Source organism: Streptomyces sp. NPDC000345 (assembly GCF_042898825.1).
Classification (GTDB): Bacteria; Actinomycetota; Actinomycetes; order Streptomycetales; family Streptomycetaceae; genus Streptomyces.
On sequence record NZ_JBIAZE010000017.1, the window covers coordinates 63,108 to 78,069 of the forward strand.

Genomic DNA, 14,962 nt, shown 5'->3' on the forward strand with positions numbered 1-14,962 from the left:
TTCCCTCCCGCCCCTACTTTCTGACCGGCTCATCGAACTTCGTTCGACATATCGGCCATCAGGTCACCCGCATCCCCGTGGAGAGCACATGACCCCCAACCCCTCCCGCCGCCTCTTCCTCGGCGCGGCGGCCGCCGTCCCCGTCGCGCTGACCCTCGGCACCCCGGCGGCCCGCGCGGCCGACTCCGCGTACGTGATGGGCTACTTCACCGAGTCGACCAACCTCGGCGACGGCACCGACTACGGCCTGCATCTGGCCGTCAGCACGGACGGGCTGCGCTGGATGCCGCTCAACCAGAACAACCCGGTGGTCACGCCCACCGAGGGGGCGCTCGGACTGCGCGACCCGTTCATCCTGCGCAAGCAGGACGGCACCTTCGTGGTGCTCGCCACCGACCTGAAGGGCACCGACTGGAGCTACGTCAGCCAGTACGTCCACGTCTGGAACTCCACCGACCTGCGCACCTTCACCGGCTACCACCGGCTGAAACTGCACGACATGAACACCCACAGCTGGGCGCCGGAGGCGTTCTGGGACGCGGGCCGGGGCCAGTACGCGCTCATCTACTCCGCCGTCAACGACAGCGGCCACAACGTGATCATGGTGAACTACACCACCGACTTCGTCACCGCCTCGGCGCCCCAGGTCTTCTTCGACCCCGGCTACGACGTGATCGACGGTGACATGGCGGTCGGCGTCAACGGCGTCAACTACCTCTACTTCAAGAAGGACCAGACGCTGGTGGGTGCCCGCTCCACCTCGCTCGACCCGGGCAGCTTCACGCCCTTCACGACGGGCGTCGCACACGGCGGCACCGAGGCCCCGACCCTCGTCAAGTCCCTGACGTCCGGCACCTGGTGGCTCTGGGGTGACACCTACACCCCGAACGGCGTGTTCTACGCCTGGCAGTCCGGCGACCTCTCGGCGGGCACCTGGACCGCGCTCGACCAGCGGACGTACACCCAGCCGGTGAACTCCAAGCACTGCGGCATCACGACGATCACCGGCACGCAGTACACCAACCTGGTGGCGAAGTGGGGCGCGCCCACCTGGAACCGGCTCAAGTCGTACAACTACCCGGCGCGTTACGTCCGGCACTCCAACTACGTCGGCCGCATCGACACCTACCCGGTCGAGCCGTACAAGGACTCGCTGTGGACGCTGGTGCCGGGCCTCGCCGACAGTTCGGGCGTCTCCTTCCAGTCGGTGAACTACCCGACCCGCTATCTGCGGCACTACAACTACCAGCTCCAACTGGACGTCAACGACGGCACGTCGACGTTCGCGGCGGACGCGACCTTCTACCGCACGGCGGGCCTGGCGGACTCGGGCTGGTCCTCGTTCCGCTCGTACAACAACCCGACCCGGTACATCCGGCACTCCAACTACGTCCTGCGCATCGACCCGGTCTCGACGTCGACCGAACAGCAGGACGCCACGTTCCACGTGGGGTACTGAGCGGCATCCCCGCTCACACCTCGGCGAGCCGCGGCAGCAGTTCGGCGGCCGCCGTGAGGTCCGCGGTCAGGGGGCGGTCGTCCGTGCCGAGGGGCAGGGCGGCCGTCGCCGCGGTGAACGCGGTCACCTCGGGTGGCACCGGCCGCAGGCGCAACGCCTCCACGGCTGCGACCAGTTCGCAGGCGAGGACCGTGGTGTAGGCGTCCGTGGCCCGGAGGGTCTGGCGGGCGGCCTGGCCGGCGAAGCTGGCGGCCTCCTCCAGGCCGTGCGAGAGGACGGCGTGCCCCGCCGAGGCGGGCGCCGTGCACGAACGCAGCTCCGCGAGGGCTGAGTTGGCGGAGTACTCCAGGATCATCGTGCCCGAGCTGCTCGCGGGTCCGGCCGCGAGGAAGCCGGGCAGACCGGTCAGCCGTGGGTCGCCGAGCGCGGTCAGACGGGCCGCGGAGAGCTGGGCGGTCTGCAGCAGGGCGAGGTTCGCCGCGTCCAGGGCGAGGCCGAGGGGCGCGGCGAAGAAGCCGCCGTGGTGGTACGCGGTGGAGCCGTCGGCTGTCACGAGGGGGTTCTCGGAGGGGCAGTTGACCTCCACCTCCACGACCGCGCGCAGCCGTTCGCAGGCGTCCAGGGCACAGCCGTGCACTTGCGGGAAGGCCCGGAACCCGAAGGGGTCCTGGATGCGCCGGCCGGGCGCCCCGGACGCCCGGTCGTCGATCCCGAGCAGCCGCCGCACCTCCCCGGCGGCCCGCGCCGCGCCGGGATACGGCCGCAGGGCGTGCACGGGAGCCGCGTACGCCTCCGCCGACCCGGACACCGCGGCCAGTGAGAGCGCGGCGACGGCGTGCGTGGCCCGCAGCAGCACGTCGAGCTCCCCCTGGGCGAGCGCGGCCTGCCCGAGCGCGAGCGCGTTGCTGCTGAGCAGCGCGAGGGCGTCCCCGGCCCGCAGGACGACGGGAGCGGGCAGCGTCCCGGACCGGTCAGGGCGGGCGTCGCGCCACGAGGTGTCGGGCCGGCCGGCCGTTCCGCCGCGGTCCGCGCCCCCTCCCGGTCCGCGCCGGTCCCCGGCCCGCCAGGCGTCCGCGGCCGAGTCGAACAGATCGGCGTCCGGGGCGCCGTCCGCCAAGGCGTCCGGTGTCCCGTCGTCCGGCCGGGGGTGTGCCGCCGGGGCGGTCGGCCCGACGGTCACCCAGGGCCGTTCGCCGATCAGGGTGAGGCCCGTCTGGGCCAGCGCGGTGAGGTCGCCGGTGCCGATGCCGCCGTACTCGTTGACGGCGGGGTGGACGCCCAGGCGCAGGGCCTCGGTGAGGGCGTCGACGAAGGCGGGCTGGATGCCGGAGCCCCCGGCCAGGAGCTGGTTGGCGCGGACGGCGAGCATCGCCCGGACCTGACGGGCGGGCAGCAGCGCGCCGGCGCCGCCCGCGTGGCTGCGCAGCAGACGCAGGCCGTGGGCGGCCTCGTCGTCCTCCTCGACGGCCACCGAGCGGTGGGCGCCGACGCCGGTGCCGCGGCCGTAGAGCCGCCCGCCGGCGGCGAGGCGCTGGGCGGCGTGCCAGGAGCGTACGGCCCTCTCGCGGGCCTCGGGGGCCACGGCGGGCACGGCCGCACCGTCGGCGAGCGCGGTCAGCTCGCCGACGGTGAGGGTGGTGCCGGTCAGGACGACCCGGGTGTCCCGTCGCTGCGGGGACGTCCGGGCCGGTCCGTCGGTGGTGCGGTCCAACGGAGGACGTCAGTCCAGGCCGGCCGACTTCAGCCAGGCCTTGGCGACGTCCAGCGGGTCCTTGCTCTCCAGCTGCACCTGGGAGTCCAGGTCCAGCAGGGTCTTGGTGTCGAGCTTGGCGGAGACGGCGTCGAGCGCGGCGACGCCCTCGTCCGAGAGCCCGCTCTTGTAGACCAGAGGCGTCACGTTCGCGAAGCCGAAGAGGTTCTCCGGGTCCTGCAGGACGACGAATCCCTCCTTGGTGATGGTCGGGTCCGTGGTGAAGATGTCCGCGGCCTGCACGGTGTTCTTCTTCAGTGCGGCCTGGGTGAGCGGACCGCCGGCGTCGAGCGCCTTGAAGGACTTGAACTTCAGACCGTACACCGACTCCAGGCCCACCATGCCCTGCTGCCTGGTCTGGAACTCGGGCGAGCCGCCGAGGACCAGCTCGGGCGCGACGTCCTCGAGGTCGGCGAGGGTGGAGTCGGAGGTGAGCCGGTACTTGTCGGCGGTCTCCTTGTTGAGCGTGACGGAGTCCTTGTCCTCGGCCGGGGAGGACTCCAGCAGCGTCAGCTTGGAGTCGAGCTTGGCCTTCACCGCGGCGTTCACGGTCGCGAGGGACTTCTGCTCCGCCTTCGGGTCGAGGTAGGCCAGCAGCGAGCCGTTGTACTCGGGGAGAACGGTGATGGAGCCGTTCTTGAGCAGACCGTACGTGGTCTCGCGGCTGCCGATGTTGGGCTTGTAGGACACCTTGATGCCCTTGGCCTTCAGCGCCTCGCCGTAGATGTCGGCGATGAGGATGCTCTCGGCGAAGTTGTTGGAGCCGACGACGACGGTGCCGTTGTCCGCCTTGTCGCCGGCGAGCGGGTCGGAGGTGTCGTCGGAGGAGGAACATCCCGTCAGCAGGGCCGTCGTCGCGGCGAACGCGACGGCCGCCGCGCCGGTGTTCCTGAGGGACCTGGACCTGCTGCGGTGGGCGTTGGAAGTCACGGTTCCGTTCCGAGCTCTGGGGGGCGATGAGGAACTGACGAGGATGGAGCCTGGCCTGATCCAATCCACCCTCTTCTTGATCAGTCAAGAGCAGCCCTGTTACCGATTGGATTCGATTCATGGGCAGTTGTGCAGTGTTTGAGAGCACTTCCCCAGCGTTTCGGGGGCGCTTCGTAATGGATTCTTGACGTAGGGCGACGTGCTCGATCGATCAGAGAAGCGATATCGTCGCCGGGGTCGGCGTCTGCCACGGCGGTGTGCGGGGGCCGCTCGGATGCCGGCCCGTGCGCTTTCGTTCACATTCGGCCACACGCGTGCGCCGGCATGCCCGCAACACCCCTTCGAAGGAGGCCTGGTGTCCACGAACCCGGTGGACGCGCCTGCTCGGTCGGCAACTTCGGCACCGTCGTCCGTGCGCCGGGGTCTGCGGGGATTCGCCGACCGGTGGCCCTTCCAGCGCAAGCTCAACCTGCTCGTCGGCATCCCGCTCACGGTGATCGCCCTGCTGCTGACGTACCTCTTCGTCGACCTGGTGCAGGAGTCCAACCGCGCCGAGGACGCCGCCCGACTGGTGCGGGACAGCACCCAGGTGGCCCGGCTCGTCTCCGAACTCCAGGACGAGCACCAGCAGGCGATCCTGCTCTCGGTGCGGCACCAGGCGTCCTTCGACGGCGGTACGCCCTCCACCGACGGCTACCGGCAGGCCCAGCTCGCCGTCGACGCGCAGGTGCAGAAGGTGATCGACTCCTTCGGCGACCGCCTGCCGGACACCGAGGCGCAGGCGCTCAGGGAGGTCGAGGGCCTGGCGGGCCTGCGGACCACCATCGAGCAGGGCTATCTGCCGGCCGACAACATCGACCCGGCGTACTCCGGCGCCGCCAACGGCCTCATCGACGGACTGGGCCTCGACCGCGACACCAAGCTGGCCAGTACCTTCACCGGCAACCTGCTCGACTCCCTGCTGCGCGCCGACGCCGCCCACGGCGCCTACGAGACCGGCGTGTTCTCCGCGCGCACCGGCGACAGCAACGCGCTCATCGAGTTCTCCGGGGCCGTCGGCTCCCACAAGCTGTACACCTACCAGGCCGAGCGGTTCGGACGGTTCGCCTCCGAGGCGCAGACCGAACGGCTCGGCGGCATCGAGCACAACGCCTCGCAGGCCTCCATCGGCCGGCACTTCGCCGAACTGGCCGTCGACCCGAGCGCGCTGCAGGCCGGGACCCAGGCGGAGATCCGCAGAACGTTCCGGGACGCCCTCGCCTCGTACCCCGAGTACAGCGCGCAGGCCGAGACCCGGCTGAAGATCACCACCACGCTCATCGACCAGATCGCCGACCGCGCCGACGACGCCTCCGTCACCGCCCAGTGGCGCGCCGGTCTGCTGCTCAACCTGGCGCTGCTCTGCTTCGCCCTGTGGATCGCCTTCTCGATCCTGGTGCGCCGCTCCGTCGTGCGCCCGGTGCTGGCCCTGACCGGGGCCGCGCAGGAGGTCGCCGACGTCGCCGGGCGCGAGCTCGCCCGGGTCGCCGACGACGACGCCGAGGAGAGCGGTTCACCGCGGCTGCGCGAACTGCCGGTCACCGCGGACGACGAGATCGGCGCGCTGGCCGAGGCCTTCAACAACGTACAGACGACAGCGGCGGCGCTGCTGGAGCGTCAGGTGCTCAGCCGGCGCAACGTCGCCGAGATGTTCGGCAACGTCGGGCGCCGCGTCTCCAACCTGACGACCCGGCAGCTCGCCCTGATCGACGCGGTGGAGCGCGGCGAGACCGACCCGGCCCTGCTGGAACGGCTCTACTCCATCGACCACATCGCGGTCCGGCTGCGCCGCAACGCCGACAGCCTGATGCTGCTGGCCGGCATCCGCGAGACCGTGCTGGACTCCGGCCCGACGGAGCTCACCAACGTCGTGCGCGCGGCGCTCGGCCAGATCGAGGGCTACCAGCGGGTGCGGCTGCACGCCGGCACCGAGGTGATGGTGGAGCCCGACATCGTCGGCGACCTGACGCTGATGATCGCCGAACTCCTCGAGAACGCCGTGTCGTTCTCGCCCGAGGGCAGCCCCGTGGAGGTGCGGGTCGGCTCCGACCGGGACGGCGCGTCGATCACCGTCTCCGACCACGGACTGGGCATGAGCGCCGAGCGCCTCGCCGAGGAGAACGCCCGTCTGGTGCGCCGCGAACGCCTCGACCTCGTCCCGACGAAGGTGCTCGGCCTGTTCGTGGTCGGCGCGCTGGCCCGCCGCTGGGACGTCGACGTCACCCTCTCCCGCACCCCCGGCGGCGGTGTGACGGCCGAGATCCGCATCCCCGCCACGCTGCTGCTGACGCTCGGCGCCGTCGGGGTGCCGCCCCTGGCCACGGCCGGCCCCGCGCAGCCCCTCCCGGCCCCCTCGGCTCCCGCCGCCGGGCCGTCCCCCGCGTCCGCGCTGCCGGCCGCGGACCCGGACACCGGCGACGAGGCGGCCTCCCTCCCCCGCCGGGTCCCCCGGCGCGAACAGCCGTCGTGGGCCCGGCCGGACGCGTCGCCCGTGACCGGCGGCGCGCAGCCCGGCCCGGCGGCGGAGACGAGCGGCACGGCCACGGGGACGGACGCCCACGGCCGTACGCCCGAGGCGGGCACCCACGACCGTACGCCGGCCCCCGTCCTCCCCCGCCGCACGAGCGGACGGCCCGCGCCCCCGGCCACCGACGGCACCACCACGCCCGAGGGCCCGGCGACGGACCACCACAGCGACACCGGCACGGCCGACACACGGCCGCCCGGCGAACCCGCCACGGCCCCCACGGCCCACGGCACGGCCGCTGAGCACGACCCCGACACCGACACGGCCGACACCCCGGCCCCGGGCGAACCCACCACCGCCCCCACGATCCACAGCCCGGCGGCTGAGCACGACCCCGACACCGACACGGCCGACACCCCGGCCCCGGGCGAACCCACCACCGCCCCCGCGGCCCTCGCGACCCCCGCGACCCCCGCGACCCCCGCGACCCACAGCCGTACTCCCGACCCCGCGCTCACCGAACGCGCCCCCGCCCGCGCCGCGGAGCGCTCGGCCCCCGCCGACGGGGCGCGGCCTCTGCGGCGGCGGGTGCGCGGTGCCACCCTGCGGACGACCGCGGACGCCGCCGCGCAGGCCGCGGCCCGGCGGGCCGTGCGGCCCGCCGACGCGGACGCGGTGCGCAGCGCGCTGGAGGAGTTCGAGGCGGCCGTGGAACGCGCCCACCGCGACACCGGCGGCGACACGGGTGAGCATCCACGCCCCGGTGACACGTACCACCCGCACGACCGACGGGTTCCGGACGACCACCGGAACCCCCCGCACCACCAGAACCACCTTCCGGAAGGAGCCGAGCAGTGAGCACGTCGACAGGTGACACTCCCACCGGAGACGCCACGCCGACCGATCTGCGGGCCGCCGCAGCCGACTTCACCTGGCTGCTCAACCGTTTCGCCACCGAGACGGCGGGCGTCGTGGACGCCATCGCCGTGTCCTCCGACGGGCTGCTGATCGCCGTGTCGGAGCTGCGCGAGCACGCCGACTCCGAGCGGCTGGCGGCGATCGTCTCCGGCATCACCAGCCTGGCCGCCGGCGCCTCCGGCAACTACGGCCTGGGCGGCCTGAACAAGGTCATCATCGACCTGGAGGGCGGCCATGTCCTGGTCTCCGCGATCGGCAGCGGCGCCGTCCTCGGCGTGGTCACCGACAAGGAGGCCAAGCTGGGCAACATCGCCTACGAGATGACCGTGTTCGCCAACCGGGCCGGCGCCGCGCTCAGCCCGCAGCTCGTCCTGGAGCTGAAGAACAGCGTCGGCGCCACCCGGACCCGCTGACCGCGGGCCACCACAGAGGAAGCGAACACCGATGGCGGACGGCCGCATCCCGCGCGGCGCCGGAGGGGGCGAGGGCGTCCCCGTCGGCCCCGCGAGCGCCGTACGGCCCTTCCTGGTCACCGCCGGCCGGGTCGCGGGCGGGGACGCGGCGTCGTCCGGCCGGACGATGCCCGTGGAGACCCAGCTGGTGGCCACCGCCGAAGGGCTCGACGCGCTCGACCGGCTCTCCTTCGAACAGCACGACATCGTCGCCGCCTGCCGGCAGCCGCAGTCCATCGCGGAGATCGCGGCCCGGCTGCGGCTGCACCTGAACGTGGTGCGGGTCCTCGCCGAGGACCTGCGGGCGGCGGGGCAGCTGTCGGTGCACGTGCCCGACTCCGGCGTCACCCACGACGCATCCGTCCTGCGCAGGGTTATCGATGGCCTCCGGGCCATCCCCGACTCCCGGGGGGTACTCCGTGACTCCGACTGAACCGCTCGTCCGGCCCGCCGCCGGCCAGGCCGCCGTACGGCCGCCGCTGCCGGTGAAGCTGGTGATCGCGGGCGGCTTCGGCGTGGGCAAGACCACCGCCGTCGGCTCGATCTCCGAGATCGAGCCGCTGACCACCGAGGCGGCCATCACCGAGGTGGCGGCGGGGGTGGACGACCTCAGCCACACCCCGCGCAAGACCACGACCACCGTGGCGATGGACTTCGGCTGCATCACCATCGACCCGACGCTGAAGCTGTACCTGTTCGGCACGCCCGGGCAGGAGCGGTTCGGCTTCATGTGGGACGACATCGTGGAGGGCGCGGTCGGCGGGCTGGTCATCGTCGACACCCGCCGCCTCGACGACTGCTACGCCGCCGTGGACTACTTCGAGCACAAGCAGATCCCGTTCGCCGTCGCCGTGAACGCCTTCGACGGGCGGGTCGAGCACTCCCTGGAGGAGGTCCGCTGGGCCCTCGACGTCTCCGAGGGCGTCCCGGTCCTGGTCTTCGACGCCCGCGAGCGCGGCTCGGTCCGCGACGCGCTGCTCGTCGTCCTGGAACAGGCCCTGGCGCGCACGGAGGGCTGAGGGGCAGGCGTGCCACGGCCCCCGGGCGCCTTCGAGAGGCCGCGCGGGGGCCGCTGTGCCCCGGGTGTGAGACTCCTGTGCGTCATAAGGCCTGTTCCCCGGGACGACGTGGCCTAGTGGGCGCGCCGCACCCCCGGCGACACCGCCAGCCGGCCCACCGCCCAGAAGGCCCCGAGGGTCGTGAGGGCCAGGCCGGCGACGAGGGTGGCGCCGCCCACGACCTTCTCGTAGTCGTGCTGGTAGAGGCCGTCGACGATGTAGCGGCCGAGGCCGCCGAGGCCGACGTACGCGGCGATGGTGGCCGTGGAGACGATCTGGATGGCCGCCGAGCGCAGTCCGCCGAGGATGACGGGCAGCGCGACCGGGAGTTCCACCTGGAGCAGGATCCGCGGTTCCGCCATCCCGATGCCCCGCGCCGCGTCCACGGGGGACGGATCCACGGAACGCACCGCCTCGTAGGTGGTGACCAGGATCGGCGGGACGGCGAGGACGACCAGCGGGATCATCACGGGCAGCATGCCGAAGCCGGCGATCATGACGATGAGCACCAGCAGACCGAAGGTGGGCAGGGCCCGGGCCGCGGTGGCGATCAGGGCGAGGGTGGTGCCGCCCTTGCCGTAGTGGCCGGTGACCAGGCCGACCGGCAGTCCGGTCAGGGCGGCGAGGGCGAGTGCCTCCAGGGAGTACTGGAGGTGTTCGAGCAGCCGGGTGGGGATGCCGTCGTAGCCGTGCCAGTGGGAGCCGTCGCTGAAGAAGGCGCTGACGAAGTTGAGGACGTTCACCGGGCCGCGGCCTCCTTGCGGGTACGGGCGGCGGCCGCGCCGCTGGGCATCCACGGGGTGAGCAGGACCCGTACCCCGACCAGCAGGGCGTCCACCAGGACCGCGAGGGCGGCCGTGGTGAGCACGGAGTTCCAGGCGAGTTCGGGCCGGTTGTAGATCTGCGCGTCGTGCAGCAGGTTGCCGAGGGCGCCCTGGTTGCCGATCAGCATGCCGACGCTGACCAGGCTGATGCTCGACACCGTCGCCACCCGCAGTCCGGCGATGATCGCGGGGGTCGCGATCGGCAACTGGACCTGGACGTAACGGCGTACGGGCCCGAAGCCCATCGCGGTCGCGGCGGCCAGGGTCTCCTGCGGCACCGAGCGGACGCCGTCGACGATCGCCGGGACCAGGACGACGAGGGTGTAGACGGTGAGCGGGATCATCACCGTCAGTTCGGTCTGCCCGGTGTAGTCGATGAGGACGACGAAGAAGGCCAGCGAGGGGATGGCGTACAGCACGGTCGTCACCCACAGCACCGGCGGGTACAGCCAGCGCAGCCGCGCGCACAGCTGGGCGAGCGGCAGCGCGAGCAGCAGACCGCCCAGGACCGGCAGCAGTGCCTCGCGCAGATGCAGGACGATCAGGCCGAACCAGTCGTGCTGGAGGTCGCTGGGGATGTCGAAGAAGCGGTTCACCGGACGGCCTTCTGCACGGCCGGCCGCTCCTCGTCCCCGGCGGCGTGCGCCCCGCGGATCGCCTCGCCGATGGTGGCCTGGGAGACGACTCCGGTGGCACGGCCCTCGCCGTCCACGGCGACCGCCCAGCCGGTGGGCGACAGGACGGCGCAGTCGAGGGCGGACCGCAGCGAGTCCTGTCCCGCGGTGAACGGCCGTCCGTACGGCAGCAGTCGTACGGGGTCGATCCGCCCGGCGGTCAGCTCGCCCGGCTCGCTCCAGCCGAGGGGCCTGCCGTCCAGGTCGGTGACGAGGAGGTAGGGCGCGCCGGTGCCGCGGGCGGCGATCTGCTCGGCGGTGGCGTCGATCGCGACGATCGGGGTGGTGAGGAGATCGAGTCCGGCCGCGGAGAAGAAGGACAGGCGCCGGATGCCGCGGTCCGCGCCGAGGAAGTCCTCGACGAACGCGTCGGCCGGGTCGGACAGCAGCTCGGCGGGCGGCGCGAACTGGGCGAGCCGGCCGCCGGTGCGCAGGACGGCGACCATCGTGCCGAGCTTGACGGCCTCGTCGATGTCGTGCGTGACGAAGACGATGGTCTTGCCCAACTCGTCCTGGATCCGCAGCAGCTCGTCCTGCAGGCCCTTGCGGACGACGGGGTCGACGGCGGAGAACGGCTCGTCCATCAGCAGCACCGGCGGATCGGCGGCGAGCGCCCGTGCCACGCCGACGCGCTGCTGCTGGCCGCCGGAGAGCTGGTAGGGGTACCGCTTGGCGAGCGAGGCGTCGAGCCCGACGCGCTCCATCAACTCCCGTGCCCGGACACGTGCCCTGTCCTTGCTCCAGCCGAGCAGCCGGGGCACGGTGGCGATGTTGTCGAGGATCGTGCGGTGCTGGAAGAGCCCGGCGTTCTGGATGACGTAACCCATGGACCGGCGCAGGGTGTTGACGGGCTGCTGCTGGATGTCCTGACCGTCGAGCGAGATCGTGCCCTCGCTCGGCTCGACCATCCGGTTGATCATCCGCAGGGTGGTCGTCTTGCCGCATCCGGAGGGGCCGACGAGGACGGTGATCGCGCGGTCCGGTATCTCCAGGGAGAGCCGGTCGACGGCCACGGTGCCGTCCGGGTACCGCTTGGTGACTGAATCTATCCGTATCAAAACGCCGAATACCCTTCGGGTCTGGCCATGCCCGCCCGCTCTCGACCACACACGTTCGGACCGTTGCGGGGAGAGTCTAGACCTCTTGTGTTGCGGCGCTTTGTCGCCCGATCACCCCCGCTGTGCGCGACCTGTGAGTCCCCTGATTCTCACTCCGCGCTCAGAAGCGGCTCAGGCGGTCCCCAGATGCGGGCTCCATCGTCATGCCCATGAACGCAACGAACGCGGGAGGCGTCCGGCGCCGGTCGGTCGAGATCGCGGTGCCGGTGTACAACGAGGCGCACGTCCTCGCCGACAGCATCGGCCGTCTCCACGCACACCTCGAAGAGTCCTTCCCGTTCCCGTTCCGCATCACGATCGCGGACAACGCCAGCACGGACGCCACCTGGAGCGTGGCGACGGATCTGACCCTGCGTCTGCCCCACGTCCACGCCCAGCGGCTGGAGGAGAAGGGCCGGGGCCGCGCCCTGAAGCACGTGTGGTCCCGGTCCGCCGCGGATGTCGTCGCCTACATGGACGTGGACCTCTCCACCGGCCTGGAGGCCTTCCTCCCCCTGGTCGCCCCGCTCCTGTCCGGCCACAGCGACCTCGCGATCGGCAGCCGGCTGCACCGGGAGGCGGCCGTGGTCCGGGGCGCGAAGCGGGAGTTCGTCTCCCGCTCCTACAACGCCCTGCTGAAGGCCGGCCTCGGCGCCCGCTTCTCGGACGCGCAGTGCGGCTTCAAGGCGGTCCGCACCGACGTCTTCCGCGCGCTCGCCCCGCACATCGAGGACACCGCCTGGTTCTTCGACACCGAGCTGCTGGTCCTGGCCCAGCGCAACCGGCTGCGCATCCACGAGGTCCCGGTCGACTGGACCGACGACCCCGACAGCCGGGTCGACATCGTCCGCACGGCCGTCGACGACCTCAAGGGCATGGGCCGCATGCTCCGCTCCACCCTCACCGGCCGCACCCGTGTCCCCTCGGTTCCCCGCCGCACGAGCACCCCGCAGGTGCCGGCCGCGCGCACCCCGTCCCCCGCCGACGTCCTGCCCGCCGGGGCGAACACCCACCTGGAGTACGCGTCATGACGACCCTCGCCCCGCCACCCGCCCCCGTCCGGGAGGACGAACCCCGCCACCGGGCGGCCACGCCCGCCGACGGCGGCCTCGCCGCCCGCGCCCGGCGCCTGTTCACCGGCGCCCCGGACGACCCGCGCTGGGCCCGCCCGGCCCTCTGGGCGATCCTCGTCCTCGCCACCGCCCTGTACGCCTGGAACCTGTCCTCCATCACCGGCAACACCTTCTACGACGCGGCCGTCTACAGCGGTACCAAGAGCTGGAAGGCCTTCTTCTTCGGCGCGCTGGACGCCGGCAGCTTCATCACCGTCGACAAACCGCCCTTCGCGCTCTGGGTGATGGGCCTGTCCGCCCGCCTCTTCGGCTACGGCACCTGGCAGTTGCTGCTGCCGATGGTGGCGGTCGGCGTGGGCTCGGTCGCCCTCCTGTACCGCCTGGTCAAGCGGGACTTCGGCGCGGTCGCGGCGACGATCGCCGCGCTCGCGCTCACCCTGACCCCCATCACGGTCGCCATCACCCGTGACACCAACCCCGACCCGGTCCTCGTCTTCCTGATGCTGCTGGGCGCGGCCGCCCTGCTGAAGGCCGTGCGCACCGGCCGGACGATGCCGCTGGTGTGGTCGGGCGTCGCGATCGGCTTCGCCTTCAACACGAAGATGATGCAGGCCTACGTCGTCCTGCCCGCCTTCTTCCTGGTCTACCTGTGGGCCGCGAACGCCTCCCTCGGGCGCCGGATCCGCAACCTGGCCGCCGGCACGGTCGCACTGGTCGTCTCCAGCGCCTGGTGGATGGTGGTCGTGGACCTGATCCCGGCGTCCTCCCGCCCCTACATCGGCGGCTCCACCGACAACACGGTCTGGGACCTCGTCATCGGCTACAACGGCTTCGGCCGGATCTTCGGGGCGAGTTCGTCGGCGGGGTCGGCCGGCAACGGCGCGAGCTTCGGCGGTGAGGCGGGCCTGTACCGCATGTTCAACGAGATCATGGGCGGTCAGATCTCCTGGCTGATCCCCTTCGCGGCGATCGCCCTGGTGGCCGGCCTGGTCCTGCGCGGCCGCGCTCCCCGCACGGACGCCCGGCGGGCGGCCCTGCTGCTGTGGGGCGGCTGGTTCGTCCTGCACTATCTGACCTTCGCCCTCGCCGAGGGCACCTTCCACCCGTACTACGTCACCGCCATGGCCCCCGGTGTCGCGGCGCTGGCCGGAGCGGGCGGCGTCATGCTGTACAAGGCCTTCCGCGAGGGCGCCGCCGCATGGTGGAGCTGGGTGCTCCCGGCGGCGATCGCGGCGAGCGCGCTCTGGGCGGTCGTCCTGCTCCAGCGGGTCTCCGGCTCGGGCACGCTGTACACGGTCGCGGAGGCCGTGGTGGCCGTCGCCGGCGCGGTGTCCGTCCTCGGCCTGCTGGCCGGCCGCTTCACCAGGCGGCACCGCCTGATGGGCGTCGCGGCGCTGGCCGCGGTCGTCGCCCTGCTCGCCGGTCCGGCGGCCTACTCGGTCTCGGCGGCGACCTCCGAAACCAACGGCACCAACCCGACGGCCGGCCCGAACACCGGCAACGGGATGGGCGGCGGCCGGCAGCCCGGCGGCGCCGGCGGTCCGGGCGGTTCGAGCAGTTCGACGAGCGGCTCCAGCGGCCAGTCCATGGGCCAGCCCCCGTCGGGCAACGCACCGTCCGGCGACGGCTCCTCGGCCACGGACGAGTCCGGCACGGAGTCGGGCACGGAGTCCGGGACCGAGGGCAGCCGGACCGGTGGGGGTACGGGCGGCGGCAGCCAGGTCTCCTCCGCGATGATCACGTACCTGGAGAAGCACCAGGACGGCGCCACCTGGCTGGTGGCCGTGGCCACCGACCAGACGGCCTCCTCGATCATCCTGGAGTCGGGGCAGCCGGTCATCTCGATGGGCGGCTGGTCCGGTTCCGACGACGCGATGACCCTCGCCAAGCTCAAGAGCCTGGTGAAGGCCGGCAAGCTGCACTACGTCGTCGTCAGCGACAGCGGCCAGGGCTCCTCGAACTCCGAGATCTCGGCCTGGGTGAAGAAGCACGGCACGGCGGTCTCCGACTACAGCGGCCTGTACCGCCTGGACGCCTCCGACGTCGGCTGACCCCCGGTGAGGACGGGCGGGCCACCGGACTCCCTTCCGGTGGCCCGCCCGCCGGCGTCTGCGGGGCGCCGGGATCAGTCGCCTCCGCCGCCGCCCCCGCAACCGCTCCCGCAGGAGGAGCCGCCCCCGCAGGACGAGCCGTCTCCACAGCCGCCCCCGCCGCCGTCCCC

The 14,962-nt window shown here is 72.4% G+C and carries 12 protein-coding genes; 7 read left to right on the plus strand and 5 right to left on the minus strand.

Annotation, left to right across the window (positions count from 1 at the left end; all coding sequences use genetic code 11):
- Window positions 1-88: 88 nt before the first annotated feature.
- A complete protein-coding gene (locus tag ACFY30_RS32095) occupies window positions 89-1,459 on the plus strand; it encodes a glycoside hydrolase family 43 protein (protein WP_390848651.1) in 1,371 nt (456 codons plus the stop codon).
- Window positions 1,460-1,472: 13 nt separating this feature from the next.
- On the opposite strand, the gene ACFY30_RS32100 is transcribed toward ACFY30_RS32095, so the two are convergent.
- Complete coding sequence (locus ACFY30_RS32100; RefSeq protein ID WP_390848652.1) at window positions 1,473-3,170, minus strand: aromatic amino acid lyase; 1,698 nt, start codon at window positions 3,168-3,170, stop codon at window positions 1,473-1,475.
- A 9-nt stretch (window positions 3,171-3,179) separates the two neighbouring features.
- Window positions 3,180-4,139 carry an ABC transporter substrate-binding protein gene (locus ACFY30_RS32105; protein WP_390848653.1) on the minus strand — a complete coding sequence of 320 codons (960 nt, stop codon included), beginning with the start codon at window positions 4,137-4,139 and terminating at the stop codon, window positions 3,180-3,182.
- A 355-nt stretch (window positions 4,140-4,494) separates the two neighbouring features.
- Between ACFY30_RS32105 and ACFY30_RS32110 the strand changes: the two genes are divergently transcribed.
- The 4 genes from ACFY30_RS32110 to ACFY30_RS32125 are packed head-to-tail and all read left to right on the plus strand — an operon-like array spanning window position 4,495 to window position 9,034.
- Window positions 4,495-7,503, plus strand: coding sequence for an ATP-binding protein (locus tag ACFY30_RS32110; RefSeq protein ID WP_390848654.1), 3,009 nt, complete (start codon window positions 4,495-4,497; stop codon window positions 7,501-7,503).
- Window positions 7,500-7,976 (plus strand): roadblock/LC7 domain-containing protein, encoded by a 477-nt coding sequence (locus ACFY30_RS32115; RefSeq protein ID WP_390662052.1) that lies wholly within the window; start codon window positions 7,500-7,502, stop codon window positions 7,974-7,976. The genes ACFY30_RS32110 and ACFY30_RS32115 overlap by 4 nt, the downstream gene beginning before the upstream one ends.
- Before the next feature lie 31 nt (window positions 7,977-8,007).
- Window positions 8,008-8,448, plus strand: a complete 441-nt coding sequence (locus tag ACFY30_RS32120; RefSeq protein ID WP_390848655.1) for a DUF742 domain-containing protein — start codon at window positions 8,008-8,010, stop codon at window positions 8,446-8,448.
- On the plus strand, window positions 8,435-9,034 hold the full coding sequence (locus ACFY30_RS32125; RefSeq protein WP_390848656.1) for an ATP/GTP-binding protein: 600 nt from the start codon (window positions 8,435-8,437) through the stop codon (window positions 9,032-9,034). The genes ACFY30_RS32120 and ACFY30_RS32125 overlap by 14 nt, the downstream gene beginning before the upstream one ends.
- A 113-nt stretch (window positions 9,035-9,147) precedes the next feature.
- Here ACFY30_RS32125 and ACFY30_RS32130 read toward each other — a convergent pair whose 3' ends face one another.
- The 3 genes from ACFY30_RS32130 to ACFY30_RS32140 are packed head-to-tail and all read right to left on the minus strand — an operon-like array spanning window position 9,148 to window position 11,629.
- A complete protein-coding gene (locus ACFY30_RS32130; protein WP_390848657.1) occupies window positions 9,148-9,816 on the minus strand; it encodes an ABC transporter permease in 669 nt (222 codons plus the stop codon).
- Window positions 9,813-10,493: an ABC transporter permease gene (locus ACFY30_RS32135; protein ID WP_390848658.1), complete on the minus strand. Its 681-nt coding sequence runs from the start codon at window positions 10,491-10,493 to the stop codon at window positions 9,813-9,815. Before ACFY30_RS32135 ends, ACFY30_RS32130 begins: the two co-directional genes overlap by 4 nt.
- Window positions 10,490-11,629 carry an ABC transporter ATP-binding protein gene (locus ACFY30_RS32140; RefSeq protein WP_390848659.1) on the minus strand — a complete coding sequence of 380 codons (1,140 nt, stop codon included), beginning with the start codon at window positions 11,627-11,629 and terminating at the stop codon, window positions 10,490-10,492. The genes ACFY30_RS32135 and ACFY30_RS32140 overlap by 4 nt, the downstream gene beginning before the upstream one ends.
- Window positions 11,630-11,838: 209 nt before the next feature.
- On the opposite strand from ACFY30_RS32140, the gene ACFY30_RS32145 reads away from it, so the two are divergent.
- A complete protein-coding gene (locus ACFY30_RS32145) occupies window positions 11,839-12,699 on the plus strand; it encodes a dolichyl-phosphate beta-glucosyltransferase (protein WP_390848660.1) in 861 nt (286 codons plus the stop codon).
- Window positions 12,696-14,792, plus strand: a complete 2,097-nt coding sequence (locus tag ACFY30_RS32150) for an ArnT family glycosyltransferase (RefSeq protein ID WP_390848661.1) — start codon at window positions 12,696-12,698, stop codon at window positions 14,790-14,792. The genes ACFY30_RS32145 and ACFY30_RS32150 overlap by 4 nt, the downstream gene beginning before the upstream one ends.
- Window positions 14,793-14,962: the final 170 nt, after the last annotated feature.

Coding starts and splice junctions, on each gene's coding strand:
- ACFY30_RS32095 (WP_390848651.1), top strand. CDS start 89: ATGACCCCCAACCCCTCCCGCCGCCTCTTCCTCGGCGCGGCGGCCGCC.
- ACFY30_RS32120 (WP_390848655.1), top strand. CDS start 8,008: ATGGCGGACGGCCGCATCCCGCGCGGCGCCGGAGGGGGCGAGGGCGTC.
- ACFY30_RS32145 (WP_390848660.1), top strand. CDS start 11,839: ATGAACGCAACGAACGCGGGAGGCGTCCGGCGCCGGTCGGTCGAGATC.
- ACFY30_RS32150 (WP_390848661.1), top strand. CDS start 12,696: ATGACGACCCTCGCCCCGCCACCCGCCCCCGTCCGGGAGGACGAACCC.